This window comes from Sodalis praecaptivus (genome assembly GCF_000517425.1).
GTDB classification, from domain to species: domain Bacteria; phylum Pseudomonadota; class Gammaproteobacteria; order Enterobacterales; family Enterobacteriaceae; genus Sodalis_A; species Sodalis_A praecaptivus.
In genome coordinates this window covers 4,203,350-4,225,808 of sequence record NZ_CP006569.1, presented here as the reverse complement: position 1 = coordinate 4,225,808, position 22,459 = coordinate 4,203,350, and the positions used below count along the sequence as shown (strand labels likewise).

The following is a 22,459-nucleotide window of genomic DNA, read 5'->3' as shown; positions in this document are numbered from 1 at the left end:
ACCCGTTTATTTGGCCGATTTCGCCGGCGCTTTAGCGCCGCTTTTATCCTGCAACTGCGCCGGCACCAGTACGGTGGTGACCCGTTTGCCTTTGTCGCTGAACGCCTCCATCTGCTGTTTCTTGACCAGATAGGTAATACGATCGCCCTTGACGTTGCTGTCCAACTGCTCCAGATAGGCATTGCCGGTCAGGATCACCAGATCATTAGCGGTCTCATAGCGCACTTTCTGCGAATGACCGCGCACCGGCTTGCCGTCGTCCTGCAACTGATAGAAGGTCACCGGATTACCGAAGCCTTCCACCACTTCGTTACCGTCCTTACCGTCGGGACGGGTGATGACCACCTTATCGGCGCGAATATCGATGGAGCCACGCTTGACCACCACCTCACCGGTTAGGGTCACGGTGTTGGTCGCCATATCCACCGCCTGCTGCGCGGAGTCGATATGAATCGGCTGCTGGTTGTCGCTGGTGAGCGCCAGCGCCTGCGCGCTGGCCAGCATTAAGCCGCCGGCCAGAAGCAGGCTAGGGCGTACGTTGTGAATTCTGGATTTCATAAGAGGTCTTAACCTTTTCAATCAACTCGGCGGTCTTGTTGCGCAGATTGCCGCGCATCTTCATGCCGGTGGAGTTAAAGCCGGTACCATATAAGGTTACCTCATCATCCGAGGAGACGTCCTGCGTGACCAGGTTAACCACCGCGTTATCTGTTGTAATGCGTTTAAGCTGCGAGGCGTCGGTCAGGCTATCCACCTGAACATGGCCATACAGATAAAGCATCCTGTCTTGGGTCAGCTTGGCCTTATCGGCCTTTACCGTCCAGGTCGGCACTTTGTCCTCATCGAACGTGGTGGCGACCGGCCGAGTAAACCAGGTTATCTGTTGCTCGGCGTAGTGATTCACGTGATCGGCCACCAGCTTATAGTTAAGCCCCCCCGCCGGGTTATACACCACCGTGGTGGTATATTCGCTCTGATAGGTTGGCTCGCCGGTATTGACCGGCGCCTGGGCGGGCGCCGAGTCGGTATCCGCCAGATTCCAGCCGATAAGCACCAGTACCAATAATCCCAGCAGCGCCGTGGTCCAACGCAAATTCTTACTCATACCGACTGCCCTTTGGCATCCTCCAGCTTTCCCTGCGCCAGCAGCAGCAGGTCGCAGACTTCCCGCACGGCGCCGCGACCGCCGGCGATGCGGGTAACGTAATCGGCCCTGGGCCGCAATAGCGGGTGCGCATCCGCCACCGCCACGCTCAGGCCAACCTGGTCCATGACCGGAGCATCAATCAGGTCGTCGCCCACGTAGGCGACCTGTTGTGCCGTTAATGTCAGTTTACTCAGAAGCGCTTTAAAGGCCAAAGTCTTATCCGACTGCCCCTGGTAAAGGTGCGTAATGCCGAGCGTGGCGCAGCGGTCCTCCAGCAGCCTGGCGGAGCGGCCGGTAATAATAGCGACCTCAATGCCCGATGTCAGCAGGCAGCGAATGCCGTAGCCGTCGCGGACATTGAAGGCTTTGAGTTCTTCACCGTGATTGCCCATATAAATCAGGCCGTCGGACATCACGCCATCCACATCGCAAATCAGTAGACGAATATGGCGGGCCCGTTGCAGCACCTGCTGCGCGACCGGTCCATAACACGTCTCGACGGTGGGGGTCTGTTGCATGAAGGTGTTCCTTGTTATATCACGCCGGCGCGTAGCATATCATGCATGTGCACCACGCCTATCAGGTGGTCGTCCTGCGCTACCAGCAGCGAGGTAATGTGGCGCGCCTGCATCAGGTTGAGCGCCTCCACCGCCAGCATGTCGGGGGCGACGCGCACGCCGCCGGGGGTCATGACATCGGCGATGCGCGCCCGGTTAAGGTCGATGCCCATATCAAACACCCGCCGCAGATCGCCGTCGGTAAAAATACCGGCAATGACATTTTGCGCATCGCAAATCACCGTCATGCCCAAATTTTTACGGGTGATTTCCAAGAGCGCATCGCGCAATGAGGCCGTGCGGGCGGTCTGCGGAATATCGTCACCGCTGTGCATGATATCGCTCACGCGCAGCAGCAGTTTGCGTCCTAATGCGCCGCCGGGATGGGACAGGGCGAAATCTTCGGCGGTGAAGCCTCGCGCCCGCAGCAGGGCCACCGCCAGCGCGTCGCCCATCACCAGCGCGGCGGTGGTGCTGGCGGTGGGCGCCAGGCCGAGCGGGCAGGCCTCTTCCGGCACATGCACGCAAAGATGGATTTCCGCCGCTTTCCCCATGGTGCTGTCCGGCTTGCCGGTCATGCAGATGAGCGGGATATGCAGGCGCTTGAGCACCGGAATCAGCGCCAGTACCTCGTGGGATTCGCCGGAATTGGACAGCGCGATGACGATATCCTGCGGCGAAACCATGCCCAGATCGCCATGGCTGGCCTCGCCGGGATGGACGAAAAACGCCGGAGTACCGGTACTGGCGAAAGTGGCGGCCAGTTTGCGGCCGATATGGCCGGATTTGCCCATGCCCATTACCACCACTTTGCCGGTGCAGCGGAACAGCGCTTCACAGGCGCGGCGAAAATCGTCGTTGATATATTGATCCAACTGCGCCAGACCCTCGCGCTCAATTGCGAGAACTTGCTTTCCGGCGGCGATAAAATCAAAGGCCGGCGCTAATGTATTCTGCGACATAAAACGTATCCTGATTATTCGCGGTGCGGGAAACTAGATCAACAGCACCGCGAGATAGGCGATGAACCCGCAAACCAGCAAAGCCCCCGACAGGCGATTAATCCGGCGCCGTTTGCGCAGGCATAGGGCGGCGAGGATAATGCTCGCCGCCAGCATGACCCAATAATCGCGGGCAAAGGCGTCGGGATTGAACGGGCCGGGAGAGAGCAGCGCGGGAACGCCCAGCACAATAACACTATTGAAGATATTGGAGCCAATAACATTCCCCAAGGCAATATCATTTTCTCCCTTGAGTGCCCCGGCCACAAGCGTCGCCAGCTCCGGCAGGCTGGTCCCGATCGCCAGTACCGTCAGGCCGACTAGCAAATCGCTCAAGCCAAAATAACGCGCCAGGACGCTGGCGTTATCAATCACCATGCGCGCCGAAATGGGCATAATAATAAACGCCAGCACCAGCCACAGGACCGCCACGGTATTATTGCTATCCTGCGGCAGCTCCGCCAGCTGTTCACGGGTTAGCGTGTCGCTGCCTTCGCGCAGCGCAAGCCGGGAGATGGTGACGATAATCAGCAGGTAACCCGCCGCCGCCGCCAACAGCAAGACGCCATCAAGCCTGCCCAGGCTGTGGTCCGCCAGCAGCAGGCCGCACAATAGCGTAATCAACAGCAGTAGCGGCAGCTCGCGCCGCACGATGTCGGAGCGGAAGGTCACCGGCCGGATAAGCGCCGCGCCGCCGACAATCAGCATGATATTGATAATGTTGGAGCCCAGGATATTGCCCACCGCCATATCGATTTGATTATTCAGCGCGGCGGTCACCGACACCAGTAATTCGGGCAGCGAAGTGCCGAAAGCGACGATGGTACAGCCGATAAGCCAGGGCGCAACGCCGAGCGAGCGGCTCAATACGGCCGCACTATAGACCAATCTGTCCGCGCCATAAACCAATAGAATGAGGCCAATAATTAATAATGACGTGGCAAAAAGCATGATAAATCCTTGGCTTGAGCAAAAACCTGTTCCGTTGGCGCATCATAGCCTTAAAAGGGAGACGAAAGGCGGACAATAAACGCAAACTGGCATTAATTTTGACCGCCTGACGGATAAAAGTAAAACGCGGCGATAAAGTTATCCGCATTGATGGGCCTGATGGGGCGAGAAAAGTTCGATGAAATGGTCAGCTTGCTTTACTATCATCACTGCAGACCGTGGGTGCGGGAAGAAAAGGGCAGTAAACTATGAACCAGAGCGATAACCTGGTCGAGATTCGCGGATTAAGCTTTCGTCGGGGCGATCGCGTTATTTTCGATGATATCAGCATGCAGTTTCCGCGCGGCAAAGTCACCGCGATCATGGGGCCGTCGGGCATCGGTAAAACCACCCTGCTGCGCCTCATCGGCGGGCAGCTGCCGCCGGACAGCGGTGAAATTTGGGTGGATGGCGATAATATTCCCACGCTGTCGCGCCGGCGCCTCTATGAGGTACGTAAAAAAATCAGCATGCTGTTTCAATCCGGTGCGCTGTTTACCGATATCAACGTTTTTGAGAATGTGGCGTTTCCGCTGCGGCGCCATACCCGTTTGCCGGAGCCGGTGCTGCGCAGCACGGTGCTGATGAAGCTTGAGGCGGTGGGTTTGCGGGGGGCGGCCGCGTTGATGCCTGCCGAACTTTCCGGCGGTATGGCGCGCCGTGCGGCGCTGGCGCGCGCTATTGCATTGGATCCTGAGCTGATTATGTTCGATGAACCGTTCGTAGGACAGGATCCGATTACCATGGGGGTGCTGGTCAAGCTTATCGACGAGCTGAATCACGCGCTCGGCGTCACCTGCATCGTCGTGTCCCACGACGTGCCGGAGGTGTTGAGCATCGCCGATTACGCCTATATCGTCGCCGAGCAGCACGTCGTGGCGGAAGGCACCCCGGCCAGTCTGCGTGACAACCAGGATCCCCGGGTGAGACAATTTCTCGACGGCATCGCCGACGGGCCAGTGCCCTTTAACGTTCCCGCCGAAGATTATCAGACCCAGCTATTGGGCGCAGGGAGTTAACCTCAGTCATGGTATTAGAAGCTATAGCGTCCTTCGGGCGCCGGGGGATCAGTATTTGCCACGGTTTCGGCCGGGCCGGTGTCATGCTGTTCAATGCGCTGATAGGCAAACCGGCCCTGCGCGAACAATGGCCGCTGCTGGTGAAACAACTTTACGGCGTCGGCGTATTATCGCTGGTGATTATTATGGTCTCGGGCCTGTTCATCGGTATGGTGCTGGGGCTGCAGGGCTACATTATTCTCACGACCTACAGCGCGGAATCCAGTCTGGGCATGCTGGTCGCGCTGTCGCTGCTGCGCGAGCTGGGACCGGTGGTGACCGCGCTGTTGTTCGCCGGCCGGGCGGGATCGGCGCTTACCGCCGAGATAGGGTTGATGAAGGCCACCGAGCAGCTTTCCAGTCTGGAGATGATGGCGGTGGATCCGCTGCGCCGAGTGGTGGCGCCGCGCTTTTGGGCCGGCGTGATTAGTATGCCGCTGCTCACGGCGATTTTCGTCGCGGTCGGCATCTGGGGCGGCGCCGTGGTCGGCGTGGAATGGAAAGGTATCGACAGCGGGTTCTTCTGGTCCGCGATGCAAGGCGCCGTGGACTGGCGGCAAGATTTGGTCAACTGTGTAATCAAGAGTGTGGTTTTCGCTATCACCGTCACTTGGATTGCGCTGTTCAATGGTTACGACGCGATCCCGACCTCCGAGGGTATCAGCCGCGCAACGACCCGCACGGTGGTTCACGCCTCGTTGGCGGTATTGGGATTGGATTTTGTGCTGACGGCACTGATGTTTGGGAACTGAGTGAATGCAAACCAAAAAAAGTGAAATCTGGGTCGGCGCGTTTATGATTATCGCCCTCTGCGCCATCGTGTTTCTTTGTCTCAAGGTCGCGGATATCCGTTCGGTGAGCAATGCCGCAACCTATCGGATCAGCGCGTCTTTCGATAATATCGGCGGACTCAAAGTGCGCTCGCCGGTGAGGGTTGGCGGGGTAGTTATCGGCCGGGTCGCGGATATCACCCTCGATCCGCAAACGTATACGCCGAAGGTCACCATGGACATTGAACAGACCTATAATCATATACCGGATACCAGTTCCCTTGCGATTCGCACCTCGGGGCTGCTGGGGGAACAATACCTGGCGCTGAATATCGGTTTCGAGGATCCGGAAATGGGGACGTCTATTCTAAAAGACGGCGGCGTGATCCAGGATACCAAATCCGCCATCGTGCTGGAGGACCTGATTGGCCAGTTCTTGTATAAAAGCGGCGGTGACAATAGTAGCGCCGGCGCGGCCCAGAGCGGCGGCGCCGAGAAGGCAAACGGCTCGGATGCAGGCCAGAGCGGCGGCGCCGAGAACGCAAACGGTGCCGGCGCGGCCCAGAGTAACGGCACCGCGGCCGGGCAATAAGGTGATGTCCGCGGCCGCAAAGGCTTTGCCGCCGGCCGCCGACTTATGATCGATACCGGGCGACGCGGTTCTCTCGTTAGCGTCGCCGACCGGTTGTCCCGTCGCCGCACCGCTTGAGGGCGGCGGCAGCGGGGTAACCTCAACAGGAGAAATGCATGTTTAAACGTTTATTAATGGTGGCGCTGCTGGTGATTGCGCCGCTGACACAGGCTGCCGATCAGACCAACCCTTATCATTTGATGAACGATGCGGCGAGCAAAACCTTTACCCGCTTAAAGAATGAACAGGGCAAAATCCACCAGGACCCCAACTATCTGCGCACCGTGGTGCGTGAAGAGCTGCTCCCCTATGTGCAGGTGAAATACGCCGGCGCGCTGGTGCTGGGGCGCTATTATCGCGAAGCCACGCCGGCGCAGCGCGACGCCTATTTTAAAGCCTTCCAGGCCTATCTGGAGCAGGCTTACGGCCAAGCGCTGGCGCTTTATAGCAATCAAACCTATCAAATCGCGCCGGAGAAACCGCTGGGTGATGCAACGATTGTGGCTATACGCGTCACGATTATCGATCAGGGCGGCCGGCCGCCGGTACGTCTTGATTTTCAGTGGCGTAAAAATAGCGTCTCCGGCAACTGGCAGGCCTACGACATGATTGCCGAAGGGGTCAGTATGATTACCACCAAGCAAAACGAGTGGGCCTCCACGCTGCGCACCAAGGGCATTGACGGGCTGACCCAGCAATTGCAGGCCGCCGCCGGTCAGCCCATTACCCTGGATAAGCAACGCAATGGCTGATGAGCTAAGCTGGCACGCGCAGGGGCAAACGTTAATCCTACGGGGCGAGCTGGATCGCGACACGCTGCCGACGCTTTGGCAGCAGCGCCAGGGGTTGCTTGACGGCATCCGTTTCCTGGATGTATCCGGCCTAAAACGTGTCGATTCCGCCGGCGTGGCGCTGATGCTGCATTTTTATCATCAGCAGCAGCAGCGGGGCGCGACGCTCGCGCTCACCGGCGTCACCGATCGGCTGCGCACCTTGATCGCTTTATACAAGCTGCAGGCGATCCTGCCCTGTGCGCCGTCCGCGAGCGTCTAATCTATCATCCCGGCGGTGCTTCCCACGCCGCCGGAAGATGCTGTCGCGAAACCCGCTAAACCCCCGCCTGACGTAATCATTAACTTGTTTTGACGTTGTCGACGTCTCCCACGCTGCGGGCAGCGTCTTGGTGCAGTAGCCGCTGGCGCCCCGCCTGCTGAGGTGGGGAACCGGCGCCTGGCCCCTGGCTGCGCGACGTAAAGAATCGCGGTTAATCTTATTGCCTGTTCCCGAGCGCGGCGGTTTCCTCTAAGATAGCGGTCTGATTCCCGACCCTGCAAAGTAAGACGTTATATGGAAACGAGTGAAATCAAAGCGGTGCTGATGGACGCCTTGAAGCTGGACGAAGCCCACGTAAGCGGCGACGGTAGCCATTTTCAGGTTATTGCGGTCAGCGCCCAGTTCGCCGGCATGAGCCGGGTGAAAAAACAGCAGACGATTTATGCGCCGCTGATGGAATATATTTCAGACAACCGCATCCACGCCTTATCGATCAAAGCCTACACCCCCGAAGAGTGGCAGCGCGATCGCAAGCTGAACGGTTTTTAAATGTTGACCCTGGCGGGCAACAGTCTTCCCGTTAAATAGAGAGCAGTCGTAATGGATAAATTTCGTGTCCAGGGTCCTACCCGGTTAAGCGGCGAGGTCACCATTTCGGGGGCCAAAAATGCCGCGTTACCGATTTTATTCGCCGCGTTGCTGGCGGAAGAGCCGGTTGAGATCCAAAACGTCCCCAAGCTGAAAGATATCGACACCACCATGAAACTGCTGGGCCAGCTCGGCGCCAGAGTTGAACGCAATGGTTCGGTGCATGTGGACGCCAGCGGCGTTAACGTTTATTGCGCGCCCTATGAGCTGGTGAAAACCATGCGCGCGTCGATTTGGGCGCTGGGGCCGCTGGTGGCGCGTTTCGGCCAGGGGCAGGTATCCTTGCCGGGCGGCTGCGCCATCGGCGCGCGTCCCGTGGATCTGCATATCAGCGGCCTGGAGCAGCTGGGCGCCACCATTAAGCTGGAAGAGGGTTACGTCAAAGCCTCCGTAGACGGCCGTCTGCGCGGGGCGCATATCGTCATGGATAAAGTCAGCGTCGGCGCCACGGTCACGATCATGAGCGCCGCGACGTTGGCGACCGGCACCACCATTATTGAAAACGCCGCACGCGAGCCGGAGATTGTCGATACCGCCAATTTCCTTATCACGCTGGGTGCGAAAATCAGCGGCGCCGGTACCGATAAAATTACCGTCGAAGGGGTGAAGCGCCTCGGCGGCGGCGTCTATCGCGTACTGCCCGATCGCATCGAAACCGGCACCTTCCTGGTCGCGGCGGCTATATCCCGCGGTCGCGTGGTCTGCCACGCCACGCGTCCCGATACGCTGGATGCCGTACTGGCCAAATTGCGAGAAGCGGGCGCGGATATTGCCGTCGGCGACGACTGGATCAGTCTGGATATGCACGGCCAGCGTCCGAAAGCGGTGACGGTGCGCACCGCCCCCCATCCCGGCTTCCCCACCGATATGCAGGCGCAGTTCAGTTTGCTGAATTTGGTGGCCGACGGCACGGGGGTGATTACCGAAACCATTTTTGAAAACCGTTTCATGCACGTTCCCGAACTGATTCGGATGGGCGCGCATGCGGAAATCGAAAGCAACACCGTGATCTGCCACGGCGTCGAGACGCTGTCGGGCGCACAGGTCATGGCGACCGATCTGCGCGCTTCCGCCAGCCTGGTACTGGCCGGCTGTATTGCCGAGGGGGTGACGGTGGTGGATCGTATTTATCATATCGATCGCGGTTATGATTGTATCGAGGAAAAGCTGCGGCGTATGGGTGCCAATATCGAACGGATCAGCGGCGAGTAGTCAACCGCCGCGCCCGGCCGCAGTGCACACCGGCGCGCTTTGAGTGATTGGCGTATTGCTCGCCGGCGTCGCCTCTGCGGCCTGGCGCCTTGCTGTACGGCGCGCCAAACTAGCATCAGGGCGTGCGGCCTGCCGCTCGTTGGCGTCGCCCCTGCGGCCTGGCTCGCCTCTGCGGCGGCTAGCGCGTCATGGCGGGGCGCGCACGACGCTTTAGTTTGAGGCGGGATATTCCTGAATGGTGACCTCGACAGTCAATTTTTTGCCGTTGCGCAAGATCTCGACCGGAATACGCGATCCGGGACGAATTTCCGCCACCTGATCCATCGTTTCGATCGCGGAAATGGCTGGCTTATGGTTGACGCTCAGGATCACATCTTCCACCTGAATACCGGCCTGCGCCGCCGGGCCGCCCGGCGTCACTTCGTTGACGATGATGCCTTGAATGCGATCGAGGCCGCCGCCGTTGTGCATCGGCGCTACTTCACGGCCGCCGATACCGATATAGCCGCGGATCACCCGACCATCGCGGATCAGCTTGTTCATCACCTTGGTGGCCAGCGCGGTTGGAATGGCGAAACCGATACCTTCCGGCGTTTCGCCGTTATTGCTCTTATCAAATGATAAAGTATTGATGCCCACCAGCTCGCCAAGCGTGTTGATCAGCGCGCCGCCGGAATTGCCGTGGTTAATGGAGGCGTCGGTTTGCAGGAAATTCTGCCGCCCGGACGGGCTCAAACCGATGCGGCCGGTGGCGCTAATAATGCCTTGGGTAATCGTCTGCCCCAGATTGTAGGGATTGCCAATCGCCATCACCACATCGCCGATATGGGGCTGGCGGCTGGGATTGATCGGGATCACCGGCAGGTTGTTGGCGTCGATTTTCAACACCGCCAGATCGGTCAGACTATCCGAACCGACCAGCAGCGCCTCGTACACCCGCCCGTCCTGCAGCGCGACGATAATTTGCTCGGCGTCGTTGATGACATGTTTGTTGGTCAGCAGGTAGCCTTTCTGGTTCATAATGACGCCGGAGCCCAGCGTGCGGATTTCCAACTGGTTATGGGCGCTACTGTTCATGCTGCGGTTATACACGTAGACCACCGCCGGCGCGGCGCGGCGCACCCCCTGATTATAACTGACGGGCTCCTCGCTATCGCTATTATCGGCACGATGCAGCAACTGGCCGGTGGTGGAGCGAAGCGTGGGCACCAGCGCCAGCAATAGGGCTGCGACAATGAAACCGATAATGACGGCACGTAGCAACTTGAGGAGCATGGGACTCGCAGGGGTAGTGGAAAATAGCGGCAGGATAACATGAGTTAAACGGACACCGCAGCGCCGGCGTCCGTTTTTTTAATCCCTTAGCGCAGTAACAGGAAAATACTCGCGTCGCCGCGCACGATATTGAGCGCCATGACCGCCGGTTTGGCTTCCAACACTTTGCGCAGTTGTGCCAGGCTTTGTACCCGTTCGCGGTTCAGGCCCACGATCACATCGCCTTTCTGCAGGCCGATCGCGGCGGCGGGGGAATCTTTCACCACATCCTCTACCTGAACGCCCTTGGTGCCGTCTTTCAACTGACCATTGCTCAGAGAAGCCCCCTGCAGCGCCGGAGTAAGGATCTCTTCGCTGGTGGTGGCGGACGCGCTGTCATCCAGGACCACCGACGCCGTTTGCGGCTTGCCGTTGCGCAGCAGGCCGAGTTTGACGGTTTTACCGGGGGCGGTCGTGCCGACTTTCACCCGCAGTTCGGCGAAACTCTGAATCGGCTTGTTTTCCACCGAGACGATGATATCGCCGGCTTTGATACCGGCCTTGGCCGCGGCGGAATTCGGCAACACTTCGCTGACGAACGCGCCGCGCTGGGCGTCGATGTTAAAGGCTTTGGCGATATCGGCGGTCAGCTCGGTGCCCTTAATGCCCAACTGGCCGCGTTTGACTTCGCCAAATTCAATCAGTTGCTGACTCAGGTTTTTGACGATGTTGCTGGGGATGGCGAAACCGATGCCGATATTGCCGCCCCCCGGCGCCAGAATGGCGGTGTTGATGCCGATAAGCTCACCGTTGAGGTTAACCAGCGCGCCGCCGGAATTGCCGCGGTTGATGGAGGCATCGGTCTGAATGAAGTTCTCCAGGCCCTCCAAATTCAGGCCGCTGCGGCCCAGGGCGGATACGATACCGGACGTGGCGGTCTGGCCGAGGCCGAACGGGTTACCCACCGCGACCGCGAAATCGCCGACCTTAAGGGCGTCGGAGTCGGCCATGGTCACCTCGCTGAGGTTTTTCGGCGAGGGCAACTGCAGCAGCGCCAGATCGGTCTGCTCGTCGTGCCCTACCAGCTTAGCGTCGAATTCGCGACCGTCATTGAGCTGCACTTTGATTTTGTCCGCGCCGTTGACCACATGATTGTTGGTGATCACATAACCCTTCGCGGCGTTGATGATGACCCCTGACCCCAGCCCTTCAAACGGACGCGTTCCGCCGTTGCCGCCCGGGGCGTCGGGACCGAAGAAGTATTTAAATTCCTTGGGCAGCGTGGGACGCCGGACGGGCTGGGAGCCTTCCACATGGACGCTTACCACCGCCGGCAGGACTTTGGTCAGCATCGGCGCCAGGCTGGGCATGGACTGCCCCGCCACTTCGGCCGGCAGCGCCGCCCGGGGCGCCGAAAAAGGGAGTAGGCTCAGCCCGATACTGAGCGCCAATGCGCTGAATAGAGGTGTTGTTTTCATTGTAACGTTAACTCGCTCGTTTTCGTATCAGATACCCTGGTTCAGGCACCCGGTGACGGTAGCATAATCGCCATTATGACCCTGCCGGGCACGGAAAAGTTCAGCCGGGGCGCGCGTCGACGCCGGCAAAACGCGGGCTGGCGGCGCTATTTGCGCAAACCGCGCGTGGTGCGCAGCAAGCCGCTGGCGCTTTCCGGGTAATCCCGCGGCTGCATTTCCGCCGGGATTTGATCGTTGTCCGCTTCCGCTTCGGTCAGGCGATAGCGGAACGGGTTATCTTCGCGGCGCTGGTCCGGCAGCAGGCTATTGGAGCTTTTGGCCATATGCTGATACAGCTGACGGTAATCGTCGGCCATATTGTCCAACAATTCGGCGCTGCGGGCGAAATGGCTGGTCAGCTCTTCGCGATACTCGTCCAGCTCGGCTTTACTCTTCTCCAGCTCGTGCTGAAGCGTTTGCTGCTGACGCAGTTTACGATTACCGAACCGCATGGCGACCGCACCGATGATAATGCCCACCACCAACCCAATCAGCGCATATTCCCAGGTCATAATGACTCCTATTTTTGACTTCGTTGTCCCGCAGGGTTTAATACACAGTTAGCTTCACTATAACCGGTAACGCGCCATCAGTGGAACCGGAGAGTGTGACGACGGGTTACCGGCCGGGACGCGGGGCTATTGTGTTCGACCGCGCCGCTGTTTAGGATGTGCGGCACGCGCTTTTTTACCTTTCATTTTCATTCAGGGAACGTCAGCCACATGCAAGCCACCTCGCCGTTGTCCCTTTATCAGCAGATGCTGGCGCAAGGGGAATACCAGCCCGATGACGTCCAGGCCGCCGCCATTGCCCGCCTGGACCGGATCCACCAGCAGTTGGGCGCGGCGCAACACACCGCCGCCAGCGCCCCCTCGGGCCTGTTACGCCTGCTGGGCAAAAAATGGCGTGGCAAGGGTGAGCGCGCAACGGACGAGCCGGTCCAGGGTTTATATATGTGGGGCGGAGTAGGCAGAGGCAAGACCTGGCTGATGGATTTATTTTATCGCAGCCTGCCCGGCGAGCGTAAACTGCGGCTGCATTTCCACCGCTTTATGCTGCGGGTGCATGAGGAGATGACCCGTCTCCAGGGCCACCAGGATCCGCTGGAGATCATCGCCGACGGCTTCAAAACCGAGACCGACGTGCTCTGCTTTGATGAATTCTTCGTCACCGATATTACCGACGCGATGCTGCTGGGTACCCTAATGCAGGCGCTGTTTGCCCGCGGCATTACGCTTGTGGCCACCTCCAATATTCCGCCGGACGATCTTTACCGCAACGGGTTACAGCGCGCGCGTTTCCTGCCGGCCATAGAACTTATCAAACGCCATTGCGAAGTGATGAATGTCGATGCCGGCATCGATTACCGGCTGCGCACCTTGACGCAGGCCAATTTGTGGCTCACCCCCCTCGGCGGCGAGACGGACCGGGCGATGGCGCGGATGTTCAGCGCCCTGGCGGGGAAACATCTCGCGCTTGAGGGCGACGCCCCGGCGCTGGAAATCAATCATCGGCCGCTGCCGACCCTGGGCGTGACCGACGGGGTGGTGGCGCTGGATTTCGCCGAGCTGTGCGGCGGCGCGCGCAGTCAAAACGACTATATTGTGCTCTCCGAGCGCTTTCATAGCGTCCTGCTGCACAATGTGCGGCCGATGAGCAGCGACGAGGAAAATACCGCCCGCCGATTTTTGGCGCTGGTGGATGAGTTCTACGAGCGCCACGTCAAGCTGGTGGTCGCCGCCAGCGTGCCGATGGCCGCGCTCTATCAGGGGCAGCTGCTGCGCTTCGAGTACCAGCGCTGCTTGTCGCGTTTGCAGGAAATGCAGAGCGAGGAGTATCTCCGGTTGGCGCATCAGCCCTGATGACGTAAAAAAGGGTCGATCTTTGCGGATGACTTCTCTATAATCTTGCGACCCCACGTTACATTGAGGTTTTTTCCCAAAACTTCAATCGCGCCAGCAACGGCTACTCGAAGGGGTAGGTTTGCTGGACTGAAAGCCGTGTGAGCCTCATAACTGTTCATTGAAGCGTTTGGGTGTTCACCAACGTGTAACTTAAATTGGGTAAGCTTTTAATGAAAACTTTTACAGCAAAGCCGGAAACGGTCAAACGTGACTGGTATGTTGTCGACGCCGAAGGGAAAACCCTTGGCCGTCTTGCTACCGAACTGGCTCGTCGTCTGCGCGGCAAGCATAAAGCGGAATATACGCCGCATGTGGATACCGGTGATTATCTCATTGTTCTGAACGCTGACAAAGTGGCCGTTACCGGCAACAAGCGTAACGATAAGATCTACTATCACTACACCGGTCACGTCGGTGGTATCAAACAAGCGACCTTTGAAGAGATGATTGCCCGCCGCCCTGAGCGTGTGATTGAAATCGCGGTTAAAGGCATGCTGCCAAAAGGCCCGCTGGGTCGTGCTATGTTCCGTAAACTGAAAGTTTACGCCGGTACCGAGCACAACCACGCGGCACAGCAACCGCAAGTTCTGGACATTTAATCGGGATTATAGGCAATGGCTGAAAATCAATATTACGGCACTGGTCGCCGCAAAAGCTCTTCCGCTCGCGTCTTCGTTAAGGCGGGCAGCGGCAACATCGTTATTAACCAGCGTAGTCTGGATCAGTACTTCGGTCGCGAAACCGCCCGCATGGTCGTTCGCCAACCGCTGGAGCTGGTCGACATGGTGGGCAAACTGGATCTGTACATCACCGTTAAAGGTGGCGGCATCTCCGGTCAGGCAGGCGCCATTCGCCACGGTATCACCCGTGCGCTGATGGAATATGACGAAACGCTGCGCGCCGATCTGCGCAAAGCCGGTTTTGTTACCCGTGACGCCCGTCAGGTTGAACGTAAGAAAGTCGGTCTGCGTAAAGCACGCCGTCGTCCGCAGTTCTCCAAACGTTAATTTCGCAGTATTCACTGCCACAAAAAGCCCGACCCGTCCGGGCTTTTTTATTTATTGCGTCCTGACCCGCCTGGAATATCAACCGCAGCCAGTTATTCACGCTGATTTGCCATATCGTGCCCCACAAAACAGGCAAAATCTGATAAACTAGCCAACGCTTATATGCCTGTTTACTTGGCTGGCGTTTTGTCAACCGGCTGCAAGCTTTCCGGCTCCGGTTGCAGCGGGCAAAGTGGCTACGGGTCAACGGCGGACAAATCAGGAAAATAACCCTGGGTTAGGGTTATTCGCGGTATTTTCTCAATAAACTTGGAGGTTTTCATGGCTGTCGCTGCCAACAAACGTTCGGTGATGACGCTGTTTTCCGGCACGACCGACATTTTCAGCCATCAAGTGCGCATCGTGCTGGCGGAAAAAGGGGTAAGTGTCGAAATTGAGCAGGTTGAGATGGATAATCTGCCGCAGGACCTGATTGACCTTAACCCCTACCGCACCGTGCCGACGCTGGTCGATCGCGAACTGACGCTTTACGAGTCACGCATTATCATGGAATACCTGGATGAACGGTTCCCTCATCCGCCGCTGATGCCGGTGTATCCTGTAGCGCGCGGCACCAGCCGCCTGATGATGCACCGCATCGAAAACGATTGGTACACGCTGATGCGCAAAATCGAGCAAAGCAGCGGCAGCGAGGCGGATAACGCGCGCCGGCAACTGCGCGAGGAGCTGCTGGCGGTGGCGCCGGTGTTCAACGAAGCGCCGTTTTTCATGAGCGAAGAGTTCAGCCTGGTGGATTGCTACCTGGCGCCGCTGCTGTGGCGTTTGCCGCAGTTGGGCATTGAACTGGCCGGCGCGGGCGCCAAAGAGCTGAAAGGGTACATGACGCGCGTATTTGAACGCGATGCCTTCCTGGCCTCGCTGACCGAAGCCGAGCGCGAAATGCGCCTACAGACCCGGGGGTAGAGGGATGGAGGTGACTCAGCTTTCGCCGCGCCGGCCTTACCTGCTGCGGGCGTTTTACGAATGGTTGCTTGATAATCAGCTGACGCCGCATCTCGTGGTGGATGTCAACGTGGATGGCGTGATGGTGCCGATGGAATTTGCCCGCGACGGGCAAATCGTGCTCAATATCGCGCCGCGCGCGGTGGCGAATCTGGCGCTGGGCAATGATGAAGTGCAATTCAACGCCCGCTTTAGCGGGGTTCCGCGGCAGGTGGTAGTGCCGATGGCGGCCGTGCTGGCGATTTACGCCCGTGAAAACGGCGCCGGCACGATGTTTGAGCCCGAGGTGGCCTACGAGCAGCTGGCGCTGGCCGACGACGATAGCGCTGAAGACCCGACCACGGAAACCGTCATGTCGGTTATCGACGGCGATCGGCCCGACAACGCGCAGGCCGATAATCCGGAAGACGAGCCGCCCACGCCGCCGCGCGGCGGTGGCCGACCTTCATTGCGCGTGGTGAAGTAATTGCCCGACGACGTTGCGGCGCTGCCCGCCCCAGGCCGCTGATTTGCGGCCTGATCCCGCCGCCGCTTCCCGCCTTTAACAGAAACACGCCGGTTCCAAACCGCACAATAAAACGCCGTCCCGGCACTGCGGCGGGACGGCGTGTGTTTTTGGCCCTAGCGTGGATGGAAGCGCTTACACTTCCAGATAATCCATGATGCCTTCGGCCGCTTTACGCCCTTCAGCAATGGCGGTGACCACCAGATCGGAGCCGCGTACCGCATCGCCGCCGGCGAAGATCTTCGGATTGCTGGTCTGGAAGGCGGCCGCGCCGTGTTCCGGCGCCAAGATCCGGCCTTGGTTGTCCAGTTCAACGCTGAAACCGGCCAGCCAGCTCATGTGGTGCGGACGGAAGCCGAAGGCGACGACCACCGCATCGGCATCAAGAATATGCTCAGAGCCGGCAACGATTTCCGCGCGGCGGCGTCCGTGGGCATCCGGCGCGCCCATGGCGGTACGGACCATCTTCACGCCGCAGGTCCGGCCCTCGGCGTCCACTTCGATACTTACCGGCTGCAGATTGAACATGAACTCCACCCCTTCCTCGCGCGAGTTTTTTACCTCACGGCGCGAGCCGGGCATGTTTTCCTCGTCGCGGCGATAGGCGCAGACAACCCGGCTGGCGCCGTGGCGAATGGAGGTCCGGACACAGTCCATGGCGGTATCGCCACCGCCCAGCACGACCACGCGTTTGCCGCTCATGTTGACATAGGGCGCTTCGGCGGGGTTGCCGAAGCCCATCAGTTCACGGGTATTGGCGACCAGAAACGGCAACGCGTCATACACGCCCGGCGCATCTTCATTGTCCAAACCGCCGCGCATCGATTGATAGGTGCCGACGCCCAGGAACACCGCATCGTATTCGCCGAGCAGATCGCTCAGCTGCACATCTTTACCGATTTCGGTATTCAATCGGAACTCAATGCCCATGTCGCTGAAGATTTCGCGGCGCTTTATCATCACCTCTTTTTCCAGCTTAAAGGCGGGGATGCCGAAAGTCAGCAAACCGCCGATTTCAGGATGACGGTCAAACACCACCGCCTGTACGCCGTTGCGCGCCAGCACGTCAGCGCAGGCCAGCCCCGCGGGGCCGGCGCCGACAATCGCCACCCGTTTGCCGGTGGGAACCACGTTGGCAACGCTGGGTTTCCAGCCCATTTCAATGGCTTTGTCGTTAATATAGCGTTCAATATTGCCGATAGTGACCGCGCCGAACTCGTCGTTGAGCGTACAGGAGCCCTCGCACAACCGGTCCTGCGGGCAGACGCGCCCGCACACTTCCGGCAGACTGTTGGTCTGGTGCGAAAGTTCAGCCGCTTCGATAATGCGTCCCTCGTTGGCAAGCTTCAGCCAGTTGGGAATGTAGTTGTGGACCGGACATTTCCATTCACAGTAAGGGTTGCCGCAGGAGAGACAACGGTCCGCCTGCGCTTTGGACTGCGAGTCGGAGAACGGCTCGTAGATTTCCACAAATTCAATTTTACGCACCTTCAGCGGCTTTTTCGGCGGATCCACACGCTGCAGGTCGATAAATTGATAGACATTTTGACTCATCATTAACCTCTTACTGCGCTTGCACGCGCAATTCTGCCGCGGAGCGGCTGCGGTGGCCCAATAACGCTTTCACATCGCTCGATTTTGGCTTCACCAGCGCGAAGCGACCCGCCCAGGCCGGCCAATCGGCCAGCAGCTCCTCGCCGCGGTGGGAGCCGGTCAGATGAACGTGTTCGGTTATCAGCCCGCGCAGATGCTCTTCGTGAATGGCCAAATCCGCCACGGCCAGGACTTCCACCAGCTCTGGATTCACGCGCTTGGCAAAGTCGCCATGCTCGTCGAGGACATAGGCGAAGCCGCCGGTCATCCCTGCGCCGAAGTTGACGCCGGTACGGCCGAGCACGCAAACAATGCCGCCGGTCATGTATTCGCAGCCGTTATCGCCCACGCCTTCCACCACCGTGATGGCGCCGGAGTTACGCACCGCGAAACGTTCGCCGGCCCGCCCGGCGGCAAACAGCTTGCCGCCGGTAGCGCCATACAGGCAGGTGTTGCCGATAATGGTGGCTTCATGGCTCAAAAACGCCGAACCGACCGGCGGACGCACCACGATGCTGCCGCCCGCCATCCCTTTACCGACATAATCATTAGCATCCCCCGTCAGTGTCAGCTCCACGCCGCCGGCGTTCCAGACGCCGAAACTTTGGCCGGCGGTGCCGGTAAAGTGGGCTTTAATCGGATCCGCGGACAGGCCCTGATCGCCGTGAACGTCGGCGATGGCGCCCGACAGCGATGCGCCCACCGAACGATCGGTGTTGTGAATATCGAAGTAGAACGTCTTGCTTTGGCGCGCGTCCACATACGGCATCGCCTGCTGCAGTAGGGTTTTATTCATTGCCCCCGGGTCAAACGGCGGATTGCGCTCCTCGGTGCAATACAGCGCTTTGCCCGGATGGGGCTGCGCGGTGGCGAGCAGCGGCGCGAGATCCAGCTTATTCTGCCGGGCGGTTATCCCGTCAAGCTCGCAAAGCAGATCGGTGCGCCCTATTAAATCCACCAGGCGGGTCACGCCCAGCTCCGCCATGATTTCGCGCGTTTCCTGCGCGATAAAGTGAAAATAATTCGTCACGCGTTCCGGCAGGCCGTGGTAATGATCGCGGCGCAGTTTTTCGTCCTGGGTGGCGACGCCGGTGGCGCAGTTGTTAAGGTGGCAGATGCGCAGATATTTGCAGCCGAGCGCCACCATCGGGCCGGTCCCGAAGCCAAAGCTTTCGGCGCCGAGGATCGCCGCCTTAATGATGTCCTGGCCGGTTTTGAGCCCGCCGTCCACCTGCAGGCGGATTTTATGGCGCAGCCCGTTGGCCACCAGCGCCTGCTGGGTTTCCACCAGGCCCAATTCCCAGGGCGAGCCGGCGTATTTCACCGAGGACAGCGGGCTGGCGCCGGTGCCGCCGTCATAACCGGCAATGGTTATCAAATCCGCATAGGCTTTGGCCACGCCGGTGGCGATGGTGCCGACGCCCGGCTCGGACACCAGCTTGACCGAAATCAGCGCCTTGGCGTTTACCTGCTTGAGATCGAAAATCAGCTGCGCCAGGTCTTCTATCGAGTAGATATCATGATGCGGCGGCGGCGAAATCAACGTGACGCCGGGTACCGAATAGCGCAGGCGCGCGATATACGGCGTGACCTTGTCGCCAGGCAACTGACCGCCCTCTCCGGGCTTGGCGCCCTGTGCCACCTTAATCTGGATGACGTCGGCATTGACCAGATAGGCCGGCGTGACCCCGAAGCGCCCGGACGCCACCTGTTTGATGCGCGAGACTTTATCGGTGCGGTAACGGGCGGGATCTTCACCCCCCTCGCCGGAGTTGGAGAAACCGCCCAGCCCGTTCATGGCCTGGGCCAGCGACTCGTGGGCCTCCGGGCTGAGCGCGCCGATGGACATCGCGGCGGTGTCGAACCGTTTAAATAGCGTTTCGGCCGGCTCCACCTGATCCAATGCGACCGCTTGGCCGTTGGGCTTCAGTTGCAGCAAATCCCGCAGCGTCGCGACCGGCCGCTGGTTGACCAGATCGGCATACTGACGATAATCCTGCCTATCGCCGCTCCGTACCGCCTGTTGCAGGGTGCGCACCACATCAGGATTGTAGGCGTGATATTCGCCGCCGTGGACGTATTTCAATAGCCCGCCCTGATCGAGGGCTTTGCGTTTCAGCCAGGCCCGTTTCGACAGGTTCAGTAAATCCAGCTCGAAATCGCTAAAGCTGGCGCCGCCGATGCGGCTGACCACGCCCTGGAAGCACAGATCGGTCAGATCGCGATGCAGACCTACCGCTTCAAACAGCTTCGAGCAGCGGTACGAGGCGACGGTCGAAATGCCCATTTTGGACATGATCTTGTACAGCCCTTTGTTGATGCCATTGCGGAAGTTCAGCATCACCGTACGATAATCTTTCTCGATGGTGCCGTTATCCACCATCCCGGCCAGACTTTCATAGGCCAGGAACGGATAGATAGCGGTGGCGCCGAAGCCCAGCAGCACCGCAAAGTGGTGCGGATCGCGGGCGCTGGCGGTTTCAACAATCAAGTTGGCGTCGCAGCGCAGGTTCTTTTCCACCAGGCGGGTATGGATGGCGCCCACCGCCATCGGCGCCGGCACCGGTATGCGGCCCGGCGCGATGGCGCGGTCGGTCAGCACCAGCAGCACCGTGCCCTGGCGCACCATGTCTTCCGCCCGATCGCACAAGCCTAAGAGCGTGTCGTGCAGGCTCGCCTGCGTCGGCTCAAAGGTGATATCCAGCTTGTTGGCGCGATAGTGATCTCCCGCCTGCGTCGTGAGCTGGGTAAAGTCGGAATAGAGTAAGATGGGCGATTTGAACGCCAAACGGTACGCTTGACCTTCCGCTTCGCTAAACACGTTCATTTCGCGGCCGATACAGGTGGCCAGCGACATCACGTGGGCCTCGCGCAACGAGTCGATAGGCGGGTTGGTCACCTGGGCGAACTGCTGGCGGAAATAGTCATAAATCACCCGCGGCCGGCTGGAAAGCACGGCGAACGGCGTATCGTCGCCCATCGACCCGGTGGCTTCTTGGCCGTTTTCCCCCAGCACGCGCACGATGGCGTCCAGCTCTTCAAAAGTATAACCGAACTGTTTTTGATAGCTGCTGAGCAAATCATTATCCAGCGCGCGGAACCCAACCTGATCGTCCGGCAGATCCTCAAACGGCGTGAGGCGGCGCACGTTGCGCTCCATCCACTCTTTATAGGGATGGCGGCTTTTGAGATCGTTATCGGTTTCCGCCGAGTGCAGAATGCGCCCGCTGGTGGTGTCTATTACCATCAGTTCGCCGGGGCCGACGCGGCCTTTTTCCACGACTTCGTCGGGCTGGTAGTCCCATATGCCGATCTCGGAGGCGCAGGTGATGAGCTTATCGGTGGTAATGACGTAGCGCGCCGGGCGCAGGCCGTTACGATCCAGGTTACAGGCGGCGAAGCGGCCATCGGACATGACCAGACCGGCCGGGCCGTCCCAGGGCTCCATATGCATCGAGTTAAAGTCGAAGAAGGCGCGCAGCTCGGGATCCATATTCGGGTTGTTCTGCCAGGCGGGCGGCACCAACAGGCGCATGGCGCGGATGAGATCCATCCCGCCGCTTAAAAACAGCTCCAGCATATTATCCAGCGAACTGGAGTCCGAGCCGGTTTCATTGACGAACGGCGCGGCATCTTGCAAATCGGGGATCAGCGGTGTTTTCAGCTTGTAAGCGCGCGCGCGCGCCCACTGTCGGTTACCGGTAATAGTATTGATTTCACCGTTATGGGCCAAGTAGCGGAATGGCTGGGCCAGCGGCCAGCGCGGCACGGTGTTGGTTGAAAAGCGCTGATGGAACAGGCAGATGGCCGATTCCAGCCGCAAATCCGCCAGGTCGAGATAAAAGCGCGGCAGGTCCGCCGGCATGCAGAGGCCTTTATACACGGTCACCAAATTGGACAGGCTACAGACGTAGAAACTGTCGTCGGTGACGCGCTTTTCAATACGGCGGCGCGCCACATACAGGCGGCGCTCTATATCGCGCGGGCGCCAGCCGGCGGGGGCGTTAACGAAAATTTGTTCGATACGCGGCAGTGAAGACAGCGCAATATCGCCCAATACGTCGGCGTTGATGGGGACGTCACGCCAGCCGGCGATGGACAGCGTCTCGTTTTGCATCTCTTCTTCGACGATGCGGCGGCTGGCGCGGGCTTCCTCTTCATCCTGGCTCAGGAACATCATGCCGACGGCGTAGTTTTTCGCCAGCCGCCAGCCGCGCTCCTGCGCCACCATACGATAGAAGCGATCGGGTTTTTGCAACAGCAGACCGCAGCCGTCGCCGGTCTTGCCGTCGGCCAGGATCGCGCCACGATGCTGCATACGGGCCAGCGCATGAATGGCGGTGCGCACGACTTTATGGCTGGGCTCGCCCTCTATATGGGCAATCAGGCCGAAGCCGCAGTTGTCCTTCTCGTGCGTAGAATCGTACAACATATCGTGAACCTCCCCAGGCTCCTGCTAACTCACACAACCTGCTGCGAGGAGGCGAATCGGTATGGAACGGCAGCGGATGGCAGGATGAAACCCTCTCTGCGATCTGCTGTCCCGCTCTCACTCAATACCTCTCGTGGCGGTCTGACACTGATAAACGACTAGTATTAAGAAGGAGTCT

General features: G+C 59.4%; 22 protein-coding genes. 12 read left to right on the top strand and 10 right to left on the bottom strand.

All coding sequences use genetic code 11. The features are described 5' to 3' along the window. Window positions 1-6: 6 nt before the first annotated feature. Genes lptA through SANT_RS18860 form a run of 5 tightly spaced genes read right to left on the bottom strand, consistent with a single transcriptional unit; the run spans window position 7 to window position 3,656 of the window. Window positions 7-558, bottom strand: a complete 552-nt coding sequence (gene lptA / locus SANT_RS18880; protein WP_025423798.1) for a lipopolysaccharide ABC transporter substrate-binding protein LptA — start codon at window positions 556-558, stop codon at window positions 7-9. Then, window positions 527-1,105, bottom strand: a complete 579-nt coding sequence (gene lptC, locus SANT_RS18875; RefSeq protein ID WP_025423797.1) for an LPS export ABC transporter periplasmic protein LptC — start codon at window positions 1,103-1,105, stop codon at window positions 527-529. Before lptC ends, lptA begins: the two co-directional genes overlap by 32 nt. After that, window positions 1,102-1,665 carry a 3-deoxy-manno-octulosonate-8-phosphatase KdsC gene (gene kdsC, locus SANT_RS18870; RefSeq protein ID WP_025423796.1) on the bottom strand — a complete coding sequence of 188 codons (564 nt, stop codon included), beginning with the start codon at window positions 1,663-1,665 and terminating at the stop codon, window positions 1,102-1,104. The genes lptC and kdsC overlap by 4 nt, the downstream gene beginning before the upstream one ends. A 14-nt stretch (window positions 1,666-1,679) precedes the next feature. After that, entirely contained in the window at window positions 1,680-2,666 is a 987-nt protein-coding gene (kdsD, locus tag SANT_RS18865; RefSeq protein ID WP_025424173.1) for an arabinose-5-phosphate isomerase KdsD, read from the bottom strand. Window positions 2,667-2,699: 33 nt separating this feature from the next. After that, a complete protein-coding gene (locus SANT_RS18860) occupies window positions 2,700-3,656 on the bottom strand; it encodes a calcium/sodium antiporter (protein WP_038668803.1) in 957 nt (318 codons plus the stop codon). 248 nt (window positions 3,657-3,904) lie between these two features. Here SANT_RS18860 and mlaF point away from each other — a divergent pair, with 248 nt between their 5' ends. From mlaF to murA, 7 genes are all read left to right on the top strand, one after another. Next, window positions 3,905-4,714 carry a phospholipid ABC transporter ATP-binding protein MlaF gene (mlaF, locus tag SANT_RS18855; protein WP_025423795.1) on the top strand — a complete coding sequence of 270 codons (810 nt, stop codon included), beginning with the start codon at window positions 3,905-3,907 and terminating at the stop codon, window positions 4,712-4,714. 8 nt (window positions 4,715-4,722) lie between these two features. Beyond that, window positions 4,723-5,505: a lipid asymmetry maintenance ABC transporter permease subunit MlaE gene (gene mlaE, locus SANT_RS18850; RefSeq protein ID WP_025423794.1), complete on the top strand. Its 783-nt coding sequence runs from the start codon at window positions 4,723-4,725 to the stop codon at window positions 5,503-5,505. Between the two features lie 4 nt (window positions 5,506-5,509). Next, a complete protein-coding gene (gene mlaD, locus SANT_RS18845; protein ID WP_025423793.1) occupies window positions 5,510-6,115 on the top strand; it encodes an outer membrane lipid asymmetry maintenance protein MlaD in 606 nt (201 codons plus the stop codon). Window positions 6,116-6,270: 155 nt separating this feature from the next. Next, on the top strand, window positions 6,271-6,906 hold the full coding sequence (gene mlaC, locus SANT_RS18840; RefSeq protein ID WP_025423792.1) for a phospholipid-binding protein MlaC: 636 nt from the start codon (window positions 6,271-6,273) through the stop codon (window positions 6,904-6,906). Further along, window positions 6,899-7,207: a lipid asymmetry maintenance protein MlaB gene (gene mlaB / locus SANT_RS18835; RefSeq protein WP_025423791.1), complete on the top strand. Its 309-nt coding sequence runs from the start codon at window positions 6,899-6,901 to the stop codon at window positions 7,205-7,207. Before mlaC ends, mlaB begins: the two co-directional genes overlap by 8 nt. Window positions 7,208-7,501: 294 nt before the next feature. Then, window positions 7,502-7,756 (top strand): BolA family iron metabolism protein IbaG, encoded by a 255-nt coding sequence (gene ibaG / locus SANT_RS18830; RefSeq protein ID WP_025423790.1) that lies wholly within the window; start codon window positions 7,502-7,504, stop codon window positions 7,754-7,756. Between the two features lie 51 nt (window positions 7,757-7,807). Next, window positions 7,808-9,067 (top strand): UDP-N-acetylglucosamine 1-carboxyvinyltransferase, encoded by a 1,260-nt coding sequence (gene murA / locus SANT_RS18825; protein ID WP_025423789.1) that lies wholly within the window; start codon window positions 7,808-7,810, stop codon window positions 9,065-9,067. A 210-nt stretch (window positions 9,068-9,277) separates the two neighbouring features. Here the strand turns inward: murA and degS are convergent, their stop codons facing one another. The 3 genes from degS to zapG all read right to left on the bottom strand — a co-directional run bounded on the left by degS (window position 9,278) and on the right by zapG (window position 12,350). Then, window positions 9,278-10,342 carry an outer membrane-stress sensor serine endopeptidase DegS gene (gene degS / locus SANT_RS18820; RefSeq protein WP_025423788.1) on the bottom strand — a complete coding sequence of 355 codons (1,065 nt, stop codon included), beginning with the start codon at window positions 10,340-10,342 and terminating at the stop codon, window positions 9,278-9,280. A gap of 86 nt (window positions 10,343-10,428) precedes the next feature. Then, window positions 10,429-11,799, bottom strand: a complete 1,371-nt coding sequence (gene degQ / locus SANT_RS18815; protein WP_025423787.1) for a serine endoprotease DegQ — start codon at window positions 11,797-11,799, stop codon at window positions 10,429-10,431. A 146-nt stretch (window positions 11,800-11,945) separates the two neighbouring features. Further along, the gene (zapG, locus tag SANT_RS18810) at window positions 11,946-12,350 is read right to left on the bottom strand and encodes a Z-ring associated protein ZapG (RefSeq protein WP_025243955.1); all 405 of its coding nucleotides are present in this window, start codon (window positions 12,348-12,350) and stop codon (window positions 11,946-11,948) included. Window positions 12,351-12,560: 210 nt separating this feature from the next. Between zapG and zapE the strand changes: the two genes are divergently transcribed. The 5 genes from zapE (at window position 12,561) to sspB (ending at window position 16,217) form a co-directional block, all read left to right on the top strand. Beyond that, window positions 12,561-13,700 carry a cell division protein ZapE gene (zapE, locus tag SANT_RS18805; RefSeq protein ID WP_025423786.1) on the top strand — a complete coding sequence of 380 codons (1,140 nt, stop codon included), beginning with the start codon at window positions 12,561-12,563 and terminating at the stop codon, window positions 13,698-13,700. A 212-nt stretch (window positions 13,701-13,912) separates the two neighbouring features. Beyond that, window positions 13,913-14,341: a 50S ribosomal protein L13 gene (rplM, locus tag SANT_RS18800; protein WP_011410080.1), complete on the top strand. Its 429-nt coding sequence runs from the start codon at window positions 13,913-13,915 to the stop codon at window positions 14,339-14,341. A 15-nt stretch (window positions 14,342-14,356) separates the two neighbouring features. Then, on the top strand, window positions 14,357-14,749 hold the full coding sequence (rpsI, locus tag SANT_RS18795; RefSeq protein WP_011410081.1) for a 30S ribosomal protein S9: 393 nt from the start codon (window positions 14,357-14,359) through the stop codon (window positions 14,747-14,749). Window positions 14,750-15,070: 321 nt separating this feature from the next. Then, window positions 15,071-15,712, top strand: coding sequence for a stringent starvation protein SspA (gene sspA, locus SANT_RS18790; protein ID WP_025423785.1), 642 nt, complete (start codon window positions 15,071-15,073; stop codon window positions 15,710-15,712). A gap of 4 nt (window positions 15,713-15,716) precedes the next feature. Beyond that, window positions 15,717-16,217: a ClpXP protease specificity-enhancing factor gene (gene sspB / locus SANT_RS18785; protein WP_025423784.1), complete on the top strand. Its 501-nt coding sequence runs from the start codon at window positions 15,717-15,719 to the stop codon at window positions 16,215-16,217. A 174-nt stretch (window positions 16,218-16,391) separates the two neighbouring features. On the opposite strand, the gene SANT_RS18780 is transcribed toward sspB, so the two are convergent. Continuing rightward, window positions 16,392-17,810 (bottom strand): glutamate synthase small subunit, encoded by a 1,419-nt coding sequence (locus SANT_RS18780; protein ID WP_025423783.1) that lies wholly within the window; start codon window positions 17,808-17,810, stop codon window positions 16,392-16,394. 10 nt (window positions 17,811-17,820) lie between these two features. Continuing rightward, a complete protein-coding gene (gltB, locus tag SANT_RS18775) occupies window positions 17,821-22,281 on the bottom strand; it encodes a glutamate synthase large subunit (RefSeq protein ID WP_025423782.1) in 4,461 nt (1,486 codons plus the stop codon). Window positions 22,282-22,459 lie beyond the last annotated feature (178 nt).

Coding starts and splice junctions, on each gene's coding strand:
- lptA (WP_025423798.1), bottom strand. CDS start 558: ATGAAATCCAGAATTCACAACGTACGCCCTAGCCTGCTTCTGGCCGGC.
- mlaF (WP_025423795.1), top strand. CDS start 3,905: ATGAACCAGAGCGATAACCTGGTCGAGATTCGCGGATTAAGCTTTCGT.
- sspB (WP_025423784.1), top strand. CDS start 15,717: ATGGAGGTGACTCAGCTTTCGCCGCGCCGGCCTTACCTGCTGCGGGCG.
- zapG (WP_025243955.1), bottom strand. CDS start 12,350: ATGACCTGGGAATATGCGCTGATTGGGTTGGTGGTGGGCATTATCATC.
- mlaC (WP_025423792.1), top strand. CDS start 6,271: ATGTTTAAACGTTTATTAATGGTGGCGCTGCTGGTGATTGCGCCGCTG.
- SANT_RS18780 (WP_025423783.1), bottom strand. CDS start 17,810: ATGAGTCAAAATGTCTATCAATTTATCGACCTGCAGCGTGTGGATCCG.
- SANT_RS18860 (WP_038668803.1), bottom strand. CDS start 3,656: ATGCTTTTTGCCACGTCATTATTAATTATTGGCCTCATTCTATTGGTT.
- degQ (WP_025423787.1), bottom strand. CDS start 11,799: ATGAAAACAACACCTCTATTCAGCGCATTGGCGCTCAGTATCGGGCTG.
- sspA (WP_025423785.1), top strand. CDS start 15,071: ATGGCTGTCGCTGCCAACAAACGTTCGGTGATGACGCTGTTTTCCGGC.
- kdsD (WP_025424173.1), bottom strand. CDS start 2,666: ATGTCGCAGAATACATTAGCGCCGGCCTTTGATTTTATCGCCGCCGGA.
- gltB (WP_025423782.1), bottom strand. CDS start 22,281: ATGTTGTACGATTCTACGCACGAGAAGGACAACTGCGGCTTCGGCCTG.
- mlaB (WP_025423791.1), top strand. CDS start 6,899: ATGGCTGATGAGCTAAGCTGGCACGCGCAGGGGCAAACGTTAATCCTA.
- zapE (WP_025423786.1), top strand. CDS start 12,561: ATGCAAGCCACCTCGCCGTTGTCCCTTTATCAGCAGATGCTGGCGCAA.
- mlaD (WP_025423793.1), top strand. CDS start 5,510: ATGCAAACCAAAAAAAGTGAAATCTGGGTCGGCGCGTTTATGATTATC.
- rpsI (WP_011410081.1), top strand. CDS start 14,357: ATGGCTGAAAATCAATATTACGGCACTGGTCGCCGCAAAAGCTCTTCC.
- murA (WP_025423789.1), top strand. CDS start 7,808: ATGGATAAATTTCGTGTCCAGGGTCCTACCCGGTTAAGCGGCGAGGTC.
- kdsC (WP_025423796.1), bottom strand. CDS start 1,665: ATGCAACAGACCCCCACCGTCGAGACGTGTTATGGACCGGTCGCGCAG.
- mlaE (WP_025423794.1), top strand. CDS start 4,723: ATGGTATTAGAAGCTATAGCGTCCTTCGGGCGCCGGGGGATCAGTATT.
- lptC (WP_025423797.1), bottom strand. CDS start 1,105: ATGAGTAAGAATTTGCGTTGGACCACGGCGCTGCTGGGATTATTGGTA.
- ibaG (WP_025423790.1), top strand. CDS start 7,502: ATGGAAACGAGTGAAATCAAAGCGGTGCTGATGGACGCCTTGAAGCTG.
- degS (WP_025423788.1), bottom strand. CDS start 10,342: ATGCTCCTCAAGTTGCTACGTGCCGTCATTATCGGTTTCATTGTCGCA.
- rplM (WP_011410080.1), top strand. CDS start 13,913: ATGAAAACTTTTACAGCAAAGCCGGAAACGGTCAAACGTGACTGGTAT.